Raw genomic sequence first — 15,799 nt, forward strand, 5'->3', positions numbered from 1 at the left:
ACCACCAAAACGGTACAGGTATGTGTCACCACCTGGAGGAAGAGATGAAAATACGAGAGTTACTTTTGATCACCCTGTCAGCAGGCCTTATCCTGCTTTCCGGGTGCGGCGCAGAGCAGAATCCTACAGTTACAGAAGAGGGAGAAGATTCCTATGCCAGAGCCTCCCTGTTCTGTGATGTGAATTTCTGGGAACCTCCTTCCTGGAGCACAGAGGAGGGAACCATCACCGGGGATATTACCGAAAAGACGGGCCTTGCCCTGGACATTACCGTACCACCCCAGAACGCGGATGCCCAGCTCAGCCTGATGCTTCTCAACGATGATCTGCCGGATATCATCTCCCTTACCAATGAGACCACGATCAGCCAGCTCATCACATCAGGGAAAGTCTGGGATCTGGAAGAGTTTTTAAAGCGTTACTGCCCGGAGTCCCATCTTCTGAAATCATTTCCGGAGGATATTAAGAGAGAGCTGATCAAACGGGACGGGGGCTGGTATGCCTATCCATCCCATATGAATTCCCAGGATTCCAGAAAGATCTGGAAGCCGAGTTCAAAGTTTTACGAGGACTGGACCAATTATAATGACAATAACGCAATCATCTGGAACAGGGAGCTTTTGGAGAAAGCAGGACTCACCGTGGAAGAGGTACAGACAGAGGAGCAGGTTCTGGCAGCCTGGGATAAAATGAAAAATATGCATCTGGATGTGGACGGAGAAGCGGTGATCCCTCTTCTGGTGGACGGAAAAGGCTACATTGATCCCACAGTGAAATTCCTGGAATATACCTTTGGCGCCGAACGGGTGGATGAAAATGGAAACTACCGGGATATCCTGCTGCAGCCTCAGGCAGAGCATGCACTGCTGTTTTTAAATGAAGCCATACGGAACGGCTATGCAGCCCCGGAACAGCTTACCTATGAAAATACCAAGATAAAGAGCCTGATGGCTGGCGGAAACGTGTTCTGTTTCATAGGAAATGTAGCCAACAGCGGGATTGATTTTACAAAATGGGTTTCCTCAGGCCCTGTCTTATCCTCCGGGGGGGAGACACCGGTGCTGGGCAAAAATCTGAGAGCACCTACAGGCTGGCTGAGCACATTTGTATCAAAAGACTGCAGAAACCCGGGACAGGTAGCGGCATGGATCGATTATATGACCAGCGATGAGGGACTGCTGTTCTGGAGCTTTGGATACGAAGGCAGCGATTACCGGCTGGATGATGACGGCTATGTGGTACAGAGTGAAAAAGGGGAAGCCGCGTCTCTTGATTACGGACAGACCGGGCAGGGAGCCTGGTGGATGTTCGATAATTTTTCCTGGGAGAGAAGCATACTGCCCGAACCGGAGGAGGACAGCAGTACGGCAGCGGAAAAAGAGGTATATACAGCCTTTGGCAGTCATGACAGGACCGTGTCCTATGATGAGTCCCTGCTCCCTTTAACCGCAGAAGATATTCCTCCGGAGAGTGACGAAGGGATATTGGATGCAAAGATCAGAGCCTATGAAAAAGAACAGATACCGCGTATTATCCTGGCAGGGAGCCGGGAGGAGGCAGCGGCCCGGTACAGCGAGATGACAGAGACCCTGAAGCGTATGGGGATTGAGACATTGGACGCCTATAAGAATGAGATATATCAGAAAAACTGCCGGGAATACGGCGGTAGAATAGAGAAAGTAAACGTGGAATGAGGGAGAGAACAGCAATGAGGAAGAGATTAAAGGACAGTCTGTGGCTTCAGCTTATCGCGTTCACTGCTCTTATTATGTTCTTTTTACTGGCAGCCTACGCGGTTACCGACAGCTATTCCGGCAAGATACTGCGGGACCGGACCATAGACCTGAATGATAAGATACTGCTCCAGGTAGAAGGAAAAATGGAGGATTTCCATGATACACTGAACCATGTGGCAACATCCATGGCCTATGCGCCCACAACATACGATTATTTTACCATGGACCCGGTGGCAAGAGTCATGGTCTCAGAGGATCTGTCAGAGATATTTTCCAACACGGTTTTACTGGAAAGTGACATAGCCGGGATCTATCTCTATGATACTTCTTTGAATCAGATTGCTGCCATGGGAAAGGCGGCAGATAACCCGGATTTTGTCCAATCGCTGAAGAAGCAGATGGAATTTGGCGATATATTTTATCTGAATCAGGCGGGGGTTCCCTTTTATACGGTTTATTTTCCCGTCTATGATCTGAACAACAGGCAGTACGGCATTCAGACCGGAATGTGTGTTATGATGATGCGGACAGATAATCTGTCCGGGCTTCTGGAGGATTCCCAGGCCACAGAGAATACACAGGTGTTTCTGCTTGACGGAAACAACCAGATCATAGCGTCCAGAGGGAACAACGGCCTGGAAGAACTGGACAGAAGTATGATGAGGAGCACGGACGAATTCTATGTAAAAGTGCGCAGTGTACGCATGGACGGGTGGAAAGTGGTCAGCCGCATACCGGAGAGTGAAATGAACAGCAGCATGGATGACGGCAAGAAATTCGTGACCATAGCCTATGTGCTGGCATTTGCGCTGCTGATACTGCTGGTATGGTTCTGTTATAAGCGGTTTGTGGGGCCTCTTCACCAGGTTGACCTGTTTATCCAGAAGATAGTAGACAGGCCGGAGCAGAGAATGGAGATCGGCAGGGAGGATGAGATCGGCACGGTGGTGCAAAGCCTGAACCATATGCTGGATGCCAGGCAGAAAATGAATCAGGAGATCCAGGAGTCCCAGAGGAGAATGTACGAGGCGGAGATCGCCAAAAAGCAGCTTCAGGTCCTGGCTTACCGCAATCAGATCAATCCTCATTTTCTGTATAATACCTTTGAATGCATCTGCTCTATGGCGCTTTACTATGAGGTGGATGACATTGCGGAGATCACCATGGCGCTGTCCAAGGTTTTCCGCTTTGCCGTAAAAGGAGAGAACATTGTCAGTGTGGAGGAGGAAGTCAGCTATATACGGGAGTATGCCAAGATCATAGATTACCGTTTCATGGGAAAGATTGATGTGGACATTGAGATGGAGGACGCGGTGAAGGAAAAGCGGGTGATCAAACTCATGCTGCAGCCTCTTGTGGAAAATGCAGTGTTCCACGGCCTGGAACAGAAGCTGGAGGATGGAGAGGTGAATGTATCCATACACATGCATGGAGAGGACCATATTATGTTTGTGGTGGAAGACAACGGCTGTGGGATTGAACCGGCAAGGCTTGTGTGGATGCGTGACAACCTGGACAGCAGACCCACGGGACAGAAGGGAATCGGGGTGGCCAATATCTATCAGAGGCTGAAACTGTTTTACGGGGATGATGTGGTCTTTCAGATCGAGAGCAGACAGGGAGAAGGAACCAGGATCACAATTATAATACCGGATGAGCTTGAGCCTGTTTGAAGAAAGGAGAAGGGAATATGTACAGGATTTATCTGGCAGATGATGAAACATGGGTAGTGATCGGTCTGAAAAAGCAGATTGAGAAATCAGGGCTGCCGTTTCAGGTGATCGGTGAGGCGAACAATGGGGTGGCGGCCATGGAGGAAATTTTGGAGAAAAAGCCTGACATTCTGATAACGGATATCCGCATGCCGGGACTGAACGGCCTGCAGTTACTGGAAAAGCTCAGGGAAAAAGGAATCGCTGTGAAGGTGATCTTCATCAGCGGCTATGCGGAGTTTGAGTACGCCCAGTCCGCGCTCAGAATGGGGTCTTTTGACTATCTGCTGAAGCCGGTGGAACAGGAGAAATTAAACCAGGTTCTGATAAGGCTGCTTGCCGCCTTCAGACGGGAGCGGGGAGAGGAGGAGGAGACGGCCCCGGAGGAACCCATCAACTCCTCAATGATGAATCAGATAATCCGGGAGATACAGGAGAGATATACGGAAAACATCACACTCTCCGGTCTGGCGGAAGCACACGGAATCAGTACAGGCTATCTGAGCAGCCAGTTAAAGGCAGAGCTTGGCCTCTCCTTCTCGGAATACATTACCTCAAAACGTATCCAGAAGGCAAAGGAACTGCTGGCGGATGAAAGTCTCTCCGTGGAGTCCATTGCAGAGCAGACGGGATACAACGATTACTTCTATTTTATTAAAGTGTTTAAGAAAAACACAGGAATCTCCCCCAGCAAATACAGGAAGAATCTGTAGGAATGGACAAATTATGACAATATTTTTACCGGGAACCAAAAAAAGTACCAAAATAAAAAAATATTTACATGTGCATATTGTGATTCACACTTTATAATATAGATAAATCGATTGGTGAATATGACAAAGCAGCAAGCGAAAAGATTTTTCTTGTAGAAATCGGTTTCATATATTATACTGAACATAATATGCCATGGCCCGAAAAGGTATCCGGCAGTTACCTATTAATAATATATGAACAGGTGAGACAATGGGAAAAGAAAGAGTAAGTATTTATCATATCGCAAAGGAAGCAGGAGTATCCCCGGCGACCGTTTCCAGGGTTTTGACAGGCAATGCCAATGTCAGCACAGAAAAGCGGATCAAGGTGGAGGCTCTGATCAAGAAGTATGATTTCCGGCCGAATGCCATGGCGCGCAGTCTGAGCAGTACAAAGACGAAGCTCATGGGTTTCCTGATCCCGGATATCAGAAATCCCTTTTATGCAACACTTGCCGTGGCCTGTGAGAGGGCTGCCAACGAGAGAGGATACAGTCTGATGCTCAGCAATTATCTGAATGATATGGAGCTTCAGGAGCAGAACCTGCAGAAGATGATCGAGATGCGGGTGGATGCACTGATCATGATCGGAGGCAAAGTGGACGAGATGGTATCAGACGAGGAATATGTGGAGAAGATCAACCAGATCACAGACACGATCCCCGTGGTGATCACAGGTAAACTGGACGGCAGTGACTGCTATCAGGTTAATATAGATCAGAAGAAGGCAATGGAGACCGCAGTGGATCATCTGATCTCATTGGGGCATGAGAAGATTGCCCTCATCGGAGGCCGCAGAGATGTAAATTCCACTTATACGAAACGGGTCACTTACAGAAGCTGTCTGAGAAAGCATGGAATCGAAGTTTTACAAGATGATATTGTGGAGACACCGGAGTATTCCGTAGAGTGCGGACTGCAGGTGATGGATGGGATTTTTGACAGCGGGAAGCCGCTTCCCACCGCAGTTATCGCGATCAACGACTTTATGGCAATGGGCATCATGCAGTCGGTCCGCCGCCATGGGCTTTTAATACCGGAAGATATCTCCATTCTGAGCTTTGACGACACCTTTATTGCAAAGGCCGAGACACCGCGTCTGACAAGTGTGGGATATAATTATGACAGATTCGCTAACACTCTGGTGGATACTGCCATTATGGCCATAGAGGGAAAGAATCCGCCGAAAATGCAGCTCATACCGCCTAAGCTGATGATCAGGGAGTCCACAGCAGAGAGATAGCAGATTAAGAGACAGCATAAGATATTCACCGGATACAGTGGTAAAATAATAATCTTATTGAAACGGGTTTCAATAAGAGGGGTGTGAGGTTCGTTGAGTTACATAAAAACATCTGCTGCAAAGGAGCAGTTATAATAAAAGATAACAAGAACAGGAGGAAATCTACGTGCGTTCAACCTAGAAAAAGCAGTAAATCAGCCATTTATTAAAACCGATTTCAAAAAGAGGAGGAGAATGATGTGAAAGCAACGAAAAATAAAACAGGAACAGCAGTTATGGCGGGCAGGAAAAAGCCTTTCTGGAAAAAGGTAAAAGATAACAGGACCCTGCTGCTGATGTGCCTTCCTGCCGTGGTGTTTTTTATAGTCTTTAATTACTGCCCCCTGCCGGGTGTATACATAGCATTTACGAACTATAATTTCCGTGATGGGATTTTCGGAAGTCCTTTTGTGGGGCTGAAGAACTTTGAATTCCTGATCCAGTCAGGAGAACTGTGGAAACTGACCAGAAATACCCTGCTTTATAATGTGGTATTTATTGTTCTGGGAAATGTGGTGCAGATCACACTGGCTGTTATGCTGAATGAAGTGCGCAATAAATATTTTAAGAAAGTATCCCAGACGATCATGTTCCTGCCGTACTTCATCTCCGTAGTATTGATCGGAGCCATTGCGTTTAACATCCTGAATTATGACACAGGTGCGCTGAACACCCTGCTCCGCGAGACGGGCGGTGATCCGGTCAAGATTTACAGTATGGCCGGTATATGGCCTTTCATCATTATCTTCTGCCAGATGTGGCAGCAGACAGGATACGGTTCCGTCGTCTATTTTGCAGCCATCTGCGGAATTGATTCCGGCATGATGGAAGCTGCCGAGGTGGATGGGGCAACAAGCTGGCAGAGAATCCGCTATATCATCCTGCCAAGCCTGAAACCTACCTTTATCATTCTTCTGCTCTTTGCCCTGGGCGGTATCATGAAGGGAAACTTCGGATTATTCTGGAACCTGGTGGGCAATAACTCACAGCTCTTCCAGTCAACGGATATTATCGAGACATTCGTTTACAGGACCATGACGACGCAGAACAACTTCTCAACATCATCTGCGGTGGGGCTGTACCAGTCCATTTTCGGATTTGCCCTTGTTATGTTCAGCAACTGGCTGGTAAAACGGATCGATCCGGATTACGCATTATTCTAGGAGGTGGGTTAAGTGCAGAATCAAAATAAGACAAAGATAAAACAGGACACCAGTACCCTGGTTGTGAAAATAATTTCGTATCTGGTGATCACAGCGTTTGCGCTGATATGCCTATTGCCGTTTATTCTGATCATATCGGCTTCACTGAGCACGGAGAGCGTCATTATGAAGGAAGGCTTTGGCCTGCTTCCGAAAGAGTTTACGCTGGATGCGTACACCTGGGTGTTCCGTTTCCCGAAAATGATACTGGGCTCTTACGCAGTCACCATTCTGCTTACAGTCTGCGGAACCCTGGTGGGGCTGTTCGTCATTGCCATGACCGGATATGCCCTGCAGAGAAAGGATTTTCCTTTTAGAAATGCGATATCCTTTTTTATCTACTTTACAACCCTGTTTTCCGCAGGTATGGCGCCCACTTTTATCTGGGTATCCAGGTACCTGCAGTTAAAGGGAACCTATTTTGCCGTGTTCTTCCAGCTTCTCATGACACCGTGGCTGATCATTCTGATGAAGAACTTTGCAAAATCAGTACCGTTTGAGATAACAGAGTCCGGCAAGATCGACGGAGCCGGGGATTTCAAGATCTTCATTTCCCTTGTTCTGCCCATGCTGAAACCGGCGCTGGCAACGGTTGGCCTGTTTCTGGCCCTGGGATACTGGAACGAGTGGTATCTCTCCTCCCTGTATCTGGGTTCAGAGGTGGATTTCAAACCGCTGCAGTATTATCTGTACAATATCATTAACCAGGCAGCCGCGCTTAAGAATTCCATGGCCGGCGCAGCCGTCACTGTTGCGGACCTTCCGTCCAATACGCTGAAAATGGCAACTGCAGTGGTGGCAACAGGCCCGATTGTATTTTTATATCCCTTTGTGCAGAAATATTTTATCTCCGGTATCACCGTAGGCGCTGTAAAAGGATGACAGTATTATATGTATGATATGAATTTCCCGTATAGGGATTTATATGAATCAATTATAATGAGTGGAGGATCAAAAATGAGAAAGAATACGACAGTAAAACGTACTCTGGCCCTGACAATGGCAGTATTGATGGGAGCAAGCCTGGCTGGCTGCGGAAGCAAAAGTGAGGGTGCAAGTTCCAAGGTAAAGGAGGACGGAACCATTGACACTTCCAGCCATGAGGTGATCAACATGCTGGTTCTGGGAAACAAGCCGTCCAACGGCAGATGCGAGGAAATGTTAAAGGAACTGAATAAAGTTCTGACCGACAAGGTAAATGCAGAGCTGGAGCTGACTTATGTAGAATGGGCTGACTGGCAGACACAGTATAATACCCAGCTTCTGAGCGGCGATGCCTCTCTTGATATCATCACAACCGCCACAGACTGGCTGTATGGATGGGAAAACGCACAGAAGGGAGCATTCCTGCCGCTGACAGATGACATGCTGAAGACCTATGCGCCCAAGACCTATGAGCAGGTAGAGGCAGACGGTGACTGGGATATCTGTAAATTAGACGGTGAGATCATGTTCATTCCGGAAGACAACTACACCCAGTACACAAACCATGGAATGATGTACCGCGGCGACTGGGCAAAAGAGGCCGGAATCCCGGATGGCACCATCACAAAATTCGATGAAATGACTACATATTTCAAATGGGTAAAAGAGAACAAACCGGATGTGGTTCCGTGGGATGCGGGAAAGAACAATCTGGGAAGCCTTCTGGAGCCTTATATCTTATCAAACACAAATTACCGCCAGCTTGTAGGATGTAATGCAGGTAACTATGAATTCTGGTTTACATCCAAAGAAGATCCTTATACTGTTTCATCTCCGTATATGGAGGATGACACCATCTATGAAGCAGCGGAGCTGATGAAAGAGTGGAATGAGATCGGCGTATGGCGTGAGGATGCCTTGAATTATGACGGGGATACCAGAGTAGAAATGTATGCAGGTACCTGTGCAGCAGACCAGCACCACAGCCAGACCTACTATACACAGGTAAAACCCAACATGGATGTAAAACAGCCGGGTTCTGATGTGAAGATGTATTACTGGGGACAGGAAAATAACAATGTGGCAAAACCCATCAAGACCCACGGTGCCGCAGCCATCAGCGCCAATTCCAAACATCCGGAGAGAGCTCTCATGGTTTACGATCTGCTCCGCAACGATGAGGAATGTTATCGCTACATCAATTATGGTGTGGAAGGAACCGACTATATTGTAACAGATGACGGCAAACTGTCATACCCGGAAGGATGGGATGAGGCCACAGACAAGCTGGACGCAAACTTCTGGTGCGGACGTAACGACGACCTGGAGCTGCCAAATGAGAGCTGGTGGGACGGAACTCAGGATATGATCGCCAATTACGACAAGATTGCATATGACTATGAATTTGAGAACCTGATCATTGACAAAAACGCCATCGAGACACAGCAGGCAGCCATCGCAAACGTATTGTCCGAATACCTTCCGCAGCTTGGATACGGAAAATATGAGGATCCTGCAAAGGCGATCGACGAGATGAGAGAAAAACTGAAAGCAGCCGGTTATGATGAAGTAAAAGCATCAATCCAGAAAAATATTGATGATTTCAAAGCAGAAAAGTGATAAAATCATAAGCAGGAAGTTTTTGTAAATAAGCATGGGAATACCAATACCGACGCAGCTGAGAGTGCCCGGCATTTGGCATTCCCATTTGCTGTATGAACAATGCAAAGTTCAGAAAGGAGCAGGAAGTGGAAAAATTTGAGATAAGGGAAGATTTTTATCTGGATGGAAAAAAGATCAAGATCATTTCCGGAGGAATGCATTATTTCCGTGTGGTACCTGAATATTGGAGGGACAGACTGGAAAAATTAAAAGCGCTGGGATGCAATACGGTGGAGACCTACATTCCCTGGAACCTGCATGAGAAGGAGAAGGGACAGTTTGATTTTGACGGTATTTTAGATATTACCCGCTATGTGAAGACAGCGCAGGAGCTGGGGCTGATGGTGATATTAAGGCCGTCCCCGTATATCTGCGCGGAGTGGGAGTTCGGCGGACTTCCCTATTGGCTTTTAAAAGAGGACAACATGCGTCTGCGCTGCATGTATGAACCGTATCTGAAGCATGTGAGGGAATACTACGAAAAGCTCTTCCGGGTCATCGCACCGCTGCAGATCACCCAGGGCGGACCGGTGATCATGATGCAGGTGGAGAACGAGTACGGTTACTATGGCGATGACAGGGAATACCTGGAGTACATGAAGAACCTTATGATCGACTGCGGATGTGAGGTACCCCTTGTCACATCAGACGGCCCGTGGGGGGATGCCTTTGACTGCGGAAAAGTCGAGGGCGTACTGCAGACCGGAAATTTTGGCTCAAAGGGAAAAGAGCAGTTCTCCATTATGCGGGAGAAAATAGGAGACAAGCCCCTTATGTGCATGGAATTCTGGGTGGGCTGGTTTGACAACTGGGGTGTGGAGTGCCACCAGACGGGAGATCTGGAGGAACATGTGAAGGATCTGGATGAAATCTTATCGGAGGGTCATGTCAATATCTACATGTTTGAGGGCGGCACCAATTTCGGTTTTACCAATGGCTCTAATTATTACGATGTACTGACCCCTGATGTAACCTCCTACGACTATGACGCACTGCTGACTGAGGATGGCAGGATCACGCCGAAATACCAGGCATTCCGCCAGGTGATCAGCAAATATGCAGAGGTTCCGGAAGTTGCTCTGAGCACAGAGATAAAAAGAAAAGATTACGGTACCCTGAAGGTATCCAGAAGGACAGGTCTCTTCGGAAATCTGAAAAATATTGCAGAACCTGCTGCAAGTGTATACCCCCGGTCCATGGAAAAACTGGGACAGGGATACGGATATATCATGTATGAAAGCCCTTTGAAATACGAGGGGCCAATCGAGAAGATACGTCTCTGGGGCGCAAACGACAGGGCAAATATGTTCGTGGATGAGAAGCCGGTACTGACACTGTATGACAGAGAGCTGCTGACAGAATATGAGTTTGAAAGCCCGATACAGAAGGGAGAAAAAATCTCTATTCTCATGGAAAATATGGGGCGTGTAAATTTCGGACCCGCGCTGGAACAGCAGCGCAAGGGGATTGACAGAAGTGTGCAGATCAATGGACACCAGCACTATTATTGGACAGAATACTGCCTGCCCATGGAGGATTTAAGCGGGCTGAACTTTGATGTTCCGGTAAACGAAGGAGAGCCGGGATTCTATGAGTTTACATTTGAGGCGGAGGAGACAGGGGATACCTTCCTTGATTTCTCAGGATGGGGAAAAGGCTGTGTTCTGGTCAATGGATTTAATATAGGCCGTTTCTGGGAGATCGGTCCGCAGAAGCGCTTATATATACCGGGACCGCTTTTGAAAAAGGGACAGAATACCATCCTTATTTTCGAGACAGAGGGGAAAGCGCCGGGCACGATCGCCCTTTGCGAAGAACCGGATCTTGGCTGACAAAAAGAGGTGCCTGCAGTAAATGTATTATGAGATCAACGCAAATATCCTGCCTCAGATTCGCCTGGTGGACACAGCGGTATTGGAACCGCCCTATGTGCACAGAAGGCGGCAGCCGGATGAATATATTCTTTATATCATGAAGCGGGGAGTGCTGTATCTAAAGGAAGACCAAAAGGAGTATGAGCTTCGGCAAGGAGACATACTCCTTTTAGATACAGACTTTGTGCATGAGGGGATTAAGGCCTCAGAATGCGAGTATTTTTATATCCATTTCCGCCATCCGCAGATATGCAGAAGGGATGAGGACCAGGAGTTTATGGAAAATCTTCTGGAAATCCGGGGCAGTTGTCTGCAGCAGGACAGCGGTTCCTACAAAAGGTACCGGGATGACTGCCTTTGGCTGCCGAAATTCGTCTCCCTGGGAAAAAAGAGCGGCTATCTGCGGGTGCTGCAGTTGATTCAGGAAGCCATGGAGCAGCACAGGAACCAGATGGAAAATTACAAGACAGCCTGTGAATGCAGGTTTATGGAGGCACTGGTGACAATCTCCAGGGAGGCATTGTCTTCCTGGACGGTCAGGCCCACTCATGGGATTCCATCCTCCTATCACAGAGTCCATGAGCTGCTGAATTATCTCAATGAAAATTACCACCGGCAGATATCCGGTGCAGGGATCGAGGAGGAATTTTCCTGTAATTTTGATTATCTGAACCGGGTGTTCAAAAAGAATATCGGAAAAACTATTTTCGTCTGCCTCAACGAGATACGGATACACCGCGCCATGGAACTGCTCGCAACCACATCCATGAAGATATCCGCTGTGGGATACCGGGTGGGATTCAGGGACGACGGGTATTTTTGCAAGGTGTTTAAAAAATATACGGGGATATCACCGGGGCAGTATGGGACTATGGCGGGGGTGCGGCAGTGTGTGGGGAAGAAGAAAGAGACAGCAGGAGATCGCTGATAAGGCGATGTCCTGCTGTTTATATAGGATTAGTTTTTAAGTTATTCAGCGAGCAGGAATAAGAACTTAACAATGGTATTAAATACGTTCCCAATCACCTAAGGGTTTATTGGCAGAGAAATTATATAATCGCCTATAAATTATATTATTGACTTTTTTATATTGATATCCAATAATATCTTTTTTAGGTAACACGGTACTATCAATTGATGACGCGGTATTTATTGAGAAATCATAAGAAGAATTATTAATGGCGGGGCAAATTGACAAGATAAACATAGAGCTTGTTAAACAAATAAGTATTCTTTTTTTCATTTAAAATCCCCTTTCTCATAAATAGGCAGGTCTTTAAAATCATTTGGAACTTGTGTTAAATCTTCTGTAGTATAAAAATATTCTCCATTAAGATATAAATCAAAAAAATTTCCATTTTTTAAGTAATAAGAGTTGTCCTTTTCTAAATAAAATACATCATCTCCATTCTGGTCGTATTCCGGTAAATTACGCGCTTCAAAAACGAAAGTGAAGGAAAATATGAAGAGTATTACTGCAAATGCAATAAAGGTATTTGACTTTTTTTTATGTTTCCATTTTTCTATATAATAAAATCTTTGCCGAAGGTTCTTTTTATTCGACAAATTACATAAGGCGTAATAAGAAGTTTGATCCATCACTTGTTTTCTGTTACTTTGGGCATGTCTCAATGTTTTTAATATACTGTTGGCGTAGTCAAGTCTGTTTTGGGTTGGAACTATAGCTTCCATTGAATGATCTACATATAATTCCTGAATTTGTTGTAACATGGATGGTAACAAAATGGATACACATACATTCCACCAGTGAATACAGGAAATAAAATCCATAATGACTTTTATCCCCCAGTCCCGATGTTTAATATGTATTAATTCATGTAATAAAACACAGTAAAGTTCCGTTTCTGTAAACTCAATGTTAGGTAGTAATATTACCGGATGAAAGAGGCCGAAAGCAGCAGGGGTGGATATCCCTTCCATTTTGATCACTTCAATGTTATGATTTTTACTTTTAAAAACATTTAGAAATGCTCTTTGATACACCTGGTTGATATTATTTGATGATAATCTGGGCATTTGAGAAATTTTTTGTTTTAAGCGATAATACCCAACGGATTTTTTGATAAATAAGAATGATCCTATAACAATCCACATGATGATTATTAAGTCCAAGACAGAAAAAGAATGATGGTTCTCATAAGTGACAGGGGTCATAATTATTTTCTGTATTGCCGGTATTATCACTAATGATTCATATGTCTTAGTTAGTCCGGGTTTATATATATCCAGTGGAAAACACCCTCTTATGATGGTTAAAATCATTAATATATAAACACTTAGAATCCCCACTTTTTTTAATAAATAGTTCCATCTTAATGCAATGTAAAGGATAATACTGAGAAGGGACATGGATATAGAACACGTTATTAATGCAGGTAACGATAACTCCATATTTTAGCTCTCCTTTGACTTAAGATTATCAAGTAGTCTTTCCATCTCATCTATAAACGCAGCATCTAAATGTTTGCCATTAGCTAGTGTAGAACAGTATTGTAAAATCCCATCTTGAGGGGTGGGACTTTCAATAATCATATGCATTAATTGTTTTTGTGCCTCATAATCTTCTTGTTGTATTATGGGTATATATCCCCTCCCTGTTCTTGTTGCTGTTTTAATAATAGAGTCTACCTTAATATACCCCTTTGATGTAAGTGTTTTTAAAACCTTTACAACCGTGTTTCTGTTCAATTCCGGATTAGTCTTTAAGATGTCAGAAATTACGCATGGGTGCCCTATACCCCAGATTGTATACATGACAGCTTCTTCTTTTTCAAAAAGTGATATCATATTATCCTCCTTTCCTTATAAGAATAAGATATATTGCATAAAGTGTCAATATAAAAATTGATAAAAATATACAAAGTTTATAAAGGTAATTTAATTACATTATATTAATATTGACGAGTTGCTATTAATATGGTATTGTCAATACATGATTATATGTAAAACGGATTATTTAATATATTCGAGAAAGAGGGGATTCCATTGTACAGTATATAGTATTTAAGTGAGTAACCAATATATATCTGATATCGTTTACGAAAGGAGATAGACATTATGAAGAATCGTGCCAAAAGAATCATAGCAATCGGGTTATTGCTTTCAACGGTATTTACATGTTCCATCCCCGTATATGCAGGCAAAGAATATTTTGCATTCACAACGAATGCTGTTGATAAAAGAACGGCGCCGGGGAAAAAGAGTGATTTGGAACAAGCAGCATATGTTACCACGACATATCATTCTACTAATAAATCCGTAGCGATTAATGTTGATAACGGCAGTATATATGGTGTGGCTACAGGCAGTTGGTCTTTTTCGTCTCCTACGAAATCAAAGAAATTAGGATATATGGGATATGCCAATATGAAGGATACGTTCTATATTCACTACGATCCCATGGGCGGTGTGGGCACAACGATCAGAGGACAGTATAATCCATGAGTAAGAAGAAGTTGATTTTAAGATTTATCATATTATATGCGATTTTGGGAGCGGGACTGATTTCTTGTGGCAGTAAGGAACAGCTCTCTTCAGTGGATTCAGAAAAAGAAGCAAAGACAAAAGCCAGTCAAGAGTCAAAAAGTGCATTCTTTGATTCATCGGTCACTGCATTCACAAGAAAAGAAGAAAACATCAGTATAGATGCTGATGTGGTGATTCCGGATGCAGTAAAGGAAAACACGGTTTACTGTGCATCGGGAGAACCTCTGCCTTTGAGTGAAATGAGTGAAGAGATAAGAAATGATCTGCTTCCGCCTGATATTTCCCTGCAGTTTGATCATGAAGACGACAGCGCCTTTTTTTCTCTGGAAAATTTAGAGGATATAGATAATGCATTTGTCCTTGCTTATAATAATTCCTGTGAATTTATAGTAAATTCCGGATTATATCAGCATTACTCCAACTGCATTGTCACAGAAACCTTTGCAGAAGAATATAATGCAGATTTATACCAGAAGAAAGAAAATCTGGATTTCATGAGCCAGGCAGATGCTGCAGATACTGTCCGCCGGCTGTTTAAAAAGTATGGCATCAATCTGGGCGAGGTGGTAACTGCTTATGTTATGGATCATGAGACCATGCAGCAGGAAGAGGATACAACAGATATCAGCGGAGAAGCAGACCCCTCCCTGAAAAAAGAATCCTGGTCTTCGGCAGATGATACCTATTATTTTTATTTTCGGCAGGAATATAACGGGATTCCTATTATCTATAATCTTTACACGGGTCAGGGATTTGAAGACGGGGAGGAGGCCACAGTTATGTTGAATCCCTCCGGCATAGTAGGAGCTGGTATTCAAGGATGTTATGCATGGACACAGACGGATGCGGTGGATTTAATATCACTTGATAAAGCGGCCGACACATTTTTTCAAAACTATAAGGGCCTTGTCGGTACCTCCTATGAGGTAAAACGGATTTCTTTTATGATGGATATAATTCCGGGGAAGGATTACACGGCAGAACTAAGGCCGGTATGGGTTTTTGACACGACAGTTTCGGGTGAGGATTATTCTTTTGAAAGTAAAATAGTTATCGATGCTGTGAATGGTCAGGAATTGACAGTTTAACCGGACTGCTCAGTTGGAGGTTGAGGCAGACAGCTCTGGCGGCTTTTGCACTCAACCTCC

At 44.9% G+C, this 15,799-nt stretch carries 14 protein-coding genes; 11 read left to right on the top strand and 3 right to left on the bottom strand.

Features of this window, described 5'->3' with window-relative positions:
• Window positions 1-44: 44 nt before the first annotated feature.
• The 9 genes from MUB35_RS02035 (at window position 45) to MUB35_RS02075 (ending at window position 12,072) form a co-directional block, all read left to right on the top strand.
• Window positions 45-1,694, top strand: a complete 1,650-nt coding sequence (locus MUB35_RS02035) for an extracellular solute-binding protein (RefSeq protein WP_244805694.1) — start codon at window positions 45-47, stop codon at window positions 1,692-1,694.
• A gap of 14 nt (window positions 1,695-1,708) precedes the next feature.
• Window positions 1,709-3,409 (top strand): sensor histidine kinase, encoded by a 1,701-nt coding sequence (locus MUB35_RS02040; protein WP_244805695.1) that lies wholly within the window; start codon window positions 1,709-1,711, stop codon window positions 3,407-3,409.
• Window positions 3,410-3,426: 17 nt separating this feature from the next.
• Window positions 3,427-4,161: a response regulator transcription factor gene (locus MUB35_RS02045; RefSeq protein ID WP_054350702.1), complete on the top strand. Its 735-nt coding sequence runs from the start codon at window positions 3,427-3,429 to the stop codon at window positions 4,159-4,161.
• Between the two features lie 250 nt (window positions 4,162-4,411).
• Complete coding sequence (locus MUB35_RS02050; protein ID WP_244805696.1) at window positions 4,412-5,443, top strand: LacI family DNA-binding transcriptional regulator; 1,032 nt, start codon at window positions 4,412-4,414, stop codon at window positions 5,441-5,443.
• 239 nt (window positions 5,444-5,682) lie between these two features.
• Window positions 5,683-6,645, top strand: a complete 963-nt coding sequence (locus MUB35_RS02055; RefSeq protein ID WP_225305252.1) for an ABC transporter permease — start codon at window positions 5,683-5,685, stop codon at window positions 6,643-6,645.
• A gap of 12 nt (window positions 6,646-6,657) precedes the next feature.
• Window positions 6,658-7,566, top strand: coding sequence for a carbohydrate ABC transporter permease (locus tag MUB35_RS02060; protein ID WP_244805697.1), 909 nt, complete (start codon window positions 6,658-6,660; stop codon window positions 7,564-7,566).
• A gap of 75 nt (window positions 7,567-7,641) precedes the next feature.
• Entirely contained in the window at window positions 7,642-9,228 is a 1,587-nt protein-coding gene (locus MUB35_RS02065) for an extracellular solute-binding protein (RefSeq protein WP_033141524.1), read from the top strand.
• A gap of 128 nt (window positions 9,229-9,356) precedes the next feature.
• Window positions 9,357-11,102, top strand: coding sequence for a glycoside hydrolase family 35 protein (locus MUB35_RS02070; protein ID WP_033141544.1), 1,746 nt, complete (start codon window positions 9,357-9,359; stop codon window positions 11,100-11,102).
• Window positions 11,103-11,124: 22 nt separating this feature from the next.
• A complete protein-coding gene (locus MUB35_RS02075) occupies window positions 11,125-12,072 on the top strand; it encodes an AraC family transcriptional regulator (protein ID WP_033141523.1) in 948 nt (315 codons plus the stop codon).
• A 78-nt stretch (window positions 12,073-12,150) separates the two neighbouring features.
• On the opposite strand, the gene MUB35_RS02080 is transcribed toward MUB35_RS02075, so the two are convergent.
• From MUB35_RS02080 to MUB35_RS02090, 3 genes are read right to left on the bottom strand one after another with little or no spacing between them, the layout of a single operon-like run.
• Window positions 12,151-12,387, bottom strand: coding sequence for a hypothetical protein (locus MUB35_RS02080; RefSeq protein WP_147398939.1), 237 nt, complete (start codon window positions 12,385-12,387; stop codon window positions 12,151-12,153).
• A complete protein-coding gene (locus tag MUB35_RS02085) occupies window positions 12,384-13,556 on the bottom strand; it encodes a M56 family metallopeptidase (RefSeq protein ID WP_033141522.1) in 1,173 nt (390 codons plus the stop codon). The genes MUB35_RS02080 and MUB35_RS02085 overlap by 4 nt, the downstream gene beginning before the upstream one ends.
• 3 nt (window positions 13,557-13,559) lie before the next feature.
• Window positions 13,560-13,952 (bottom strand): BlaI/MecI/CopY family transcriptional regulator, encoded by a 393-nt coding sequence (locus tag MUB35_RS02090; protein WP_033141521.1) that lies wholly within the window; start codon window positions 13,950-13,952, stop codon window positions 13,560-13,562.
• A gap of 270 nt (window positions 13,953-14,222) precedes the next feature.
• Between MUB35_RS02090 and MUB35_RS02095 the strand changes: the two genes are divergently transcribed.
• On the top strand, window positions 14,223-14,609 hold the full coding sequence (locus MUB35_RS02095) for a hypothetical protein (RefSeq protein ID WP_033141520.1): 387 nt from the start codon (window positions 14,223-14,225) through the stop codon (window positions 14,607-14,609).
• Window positions 14,606-15,739: a hypothetical protein gene (locus MUB35_RS02100; RefSeq protein WP_033141519.1), complete on the top strand. Its 1,134-nt coding sequence runs from the start codon at window positions 14,606-14,608 to the stop codon at window positions 15,737-15,739. Before MUB35_RS02095 ends, MUB35_RS02100 begins: the two co-directional genes overlap by 4 nt.
• Window positions 15,740-15,799: the final 60 nt, after the last annotated feature.

The organism is Blautia sp. NSJ-175 (assembly GCF_022867815.1).
Lineage (GTDB): Bacteria > Bacillota > Clostridia > Lachnospirales > Lachnospiraceae > Blautia > Blautia celeris.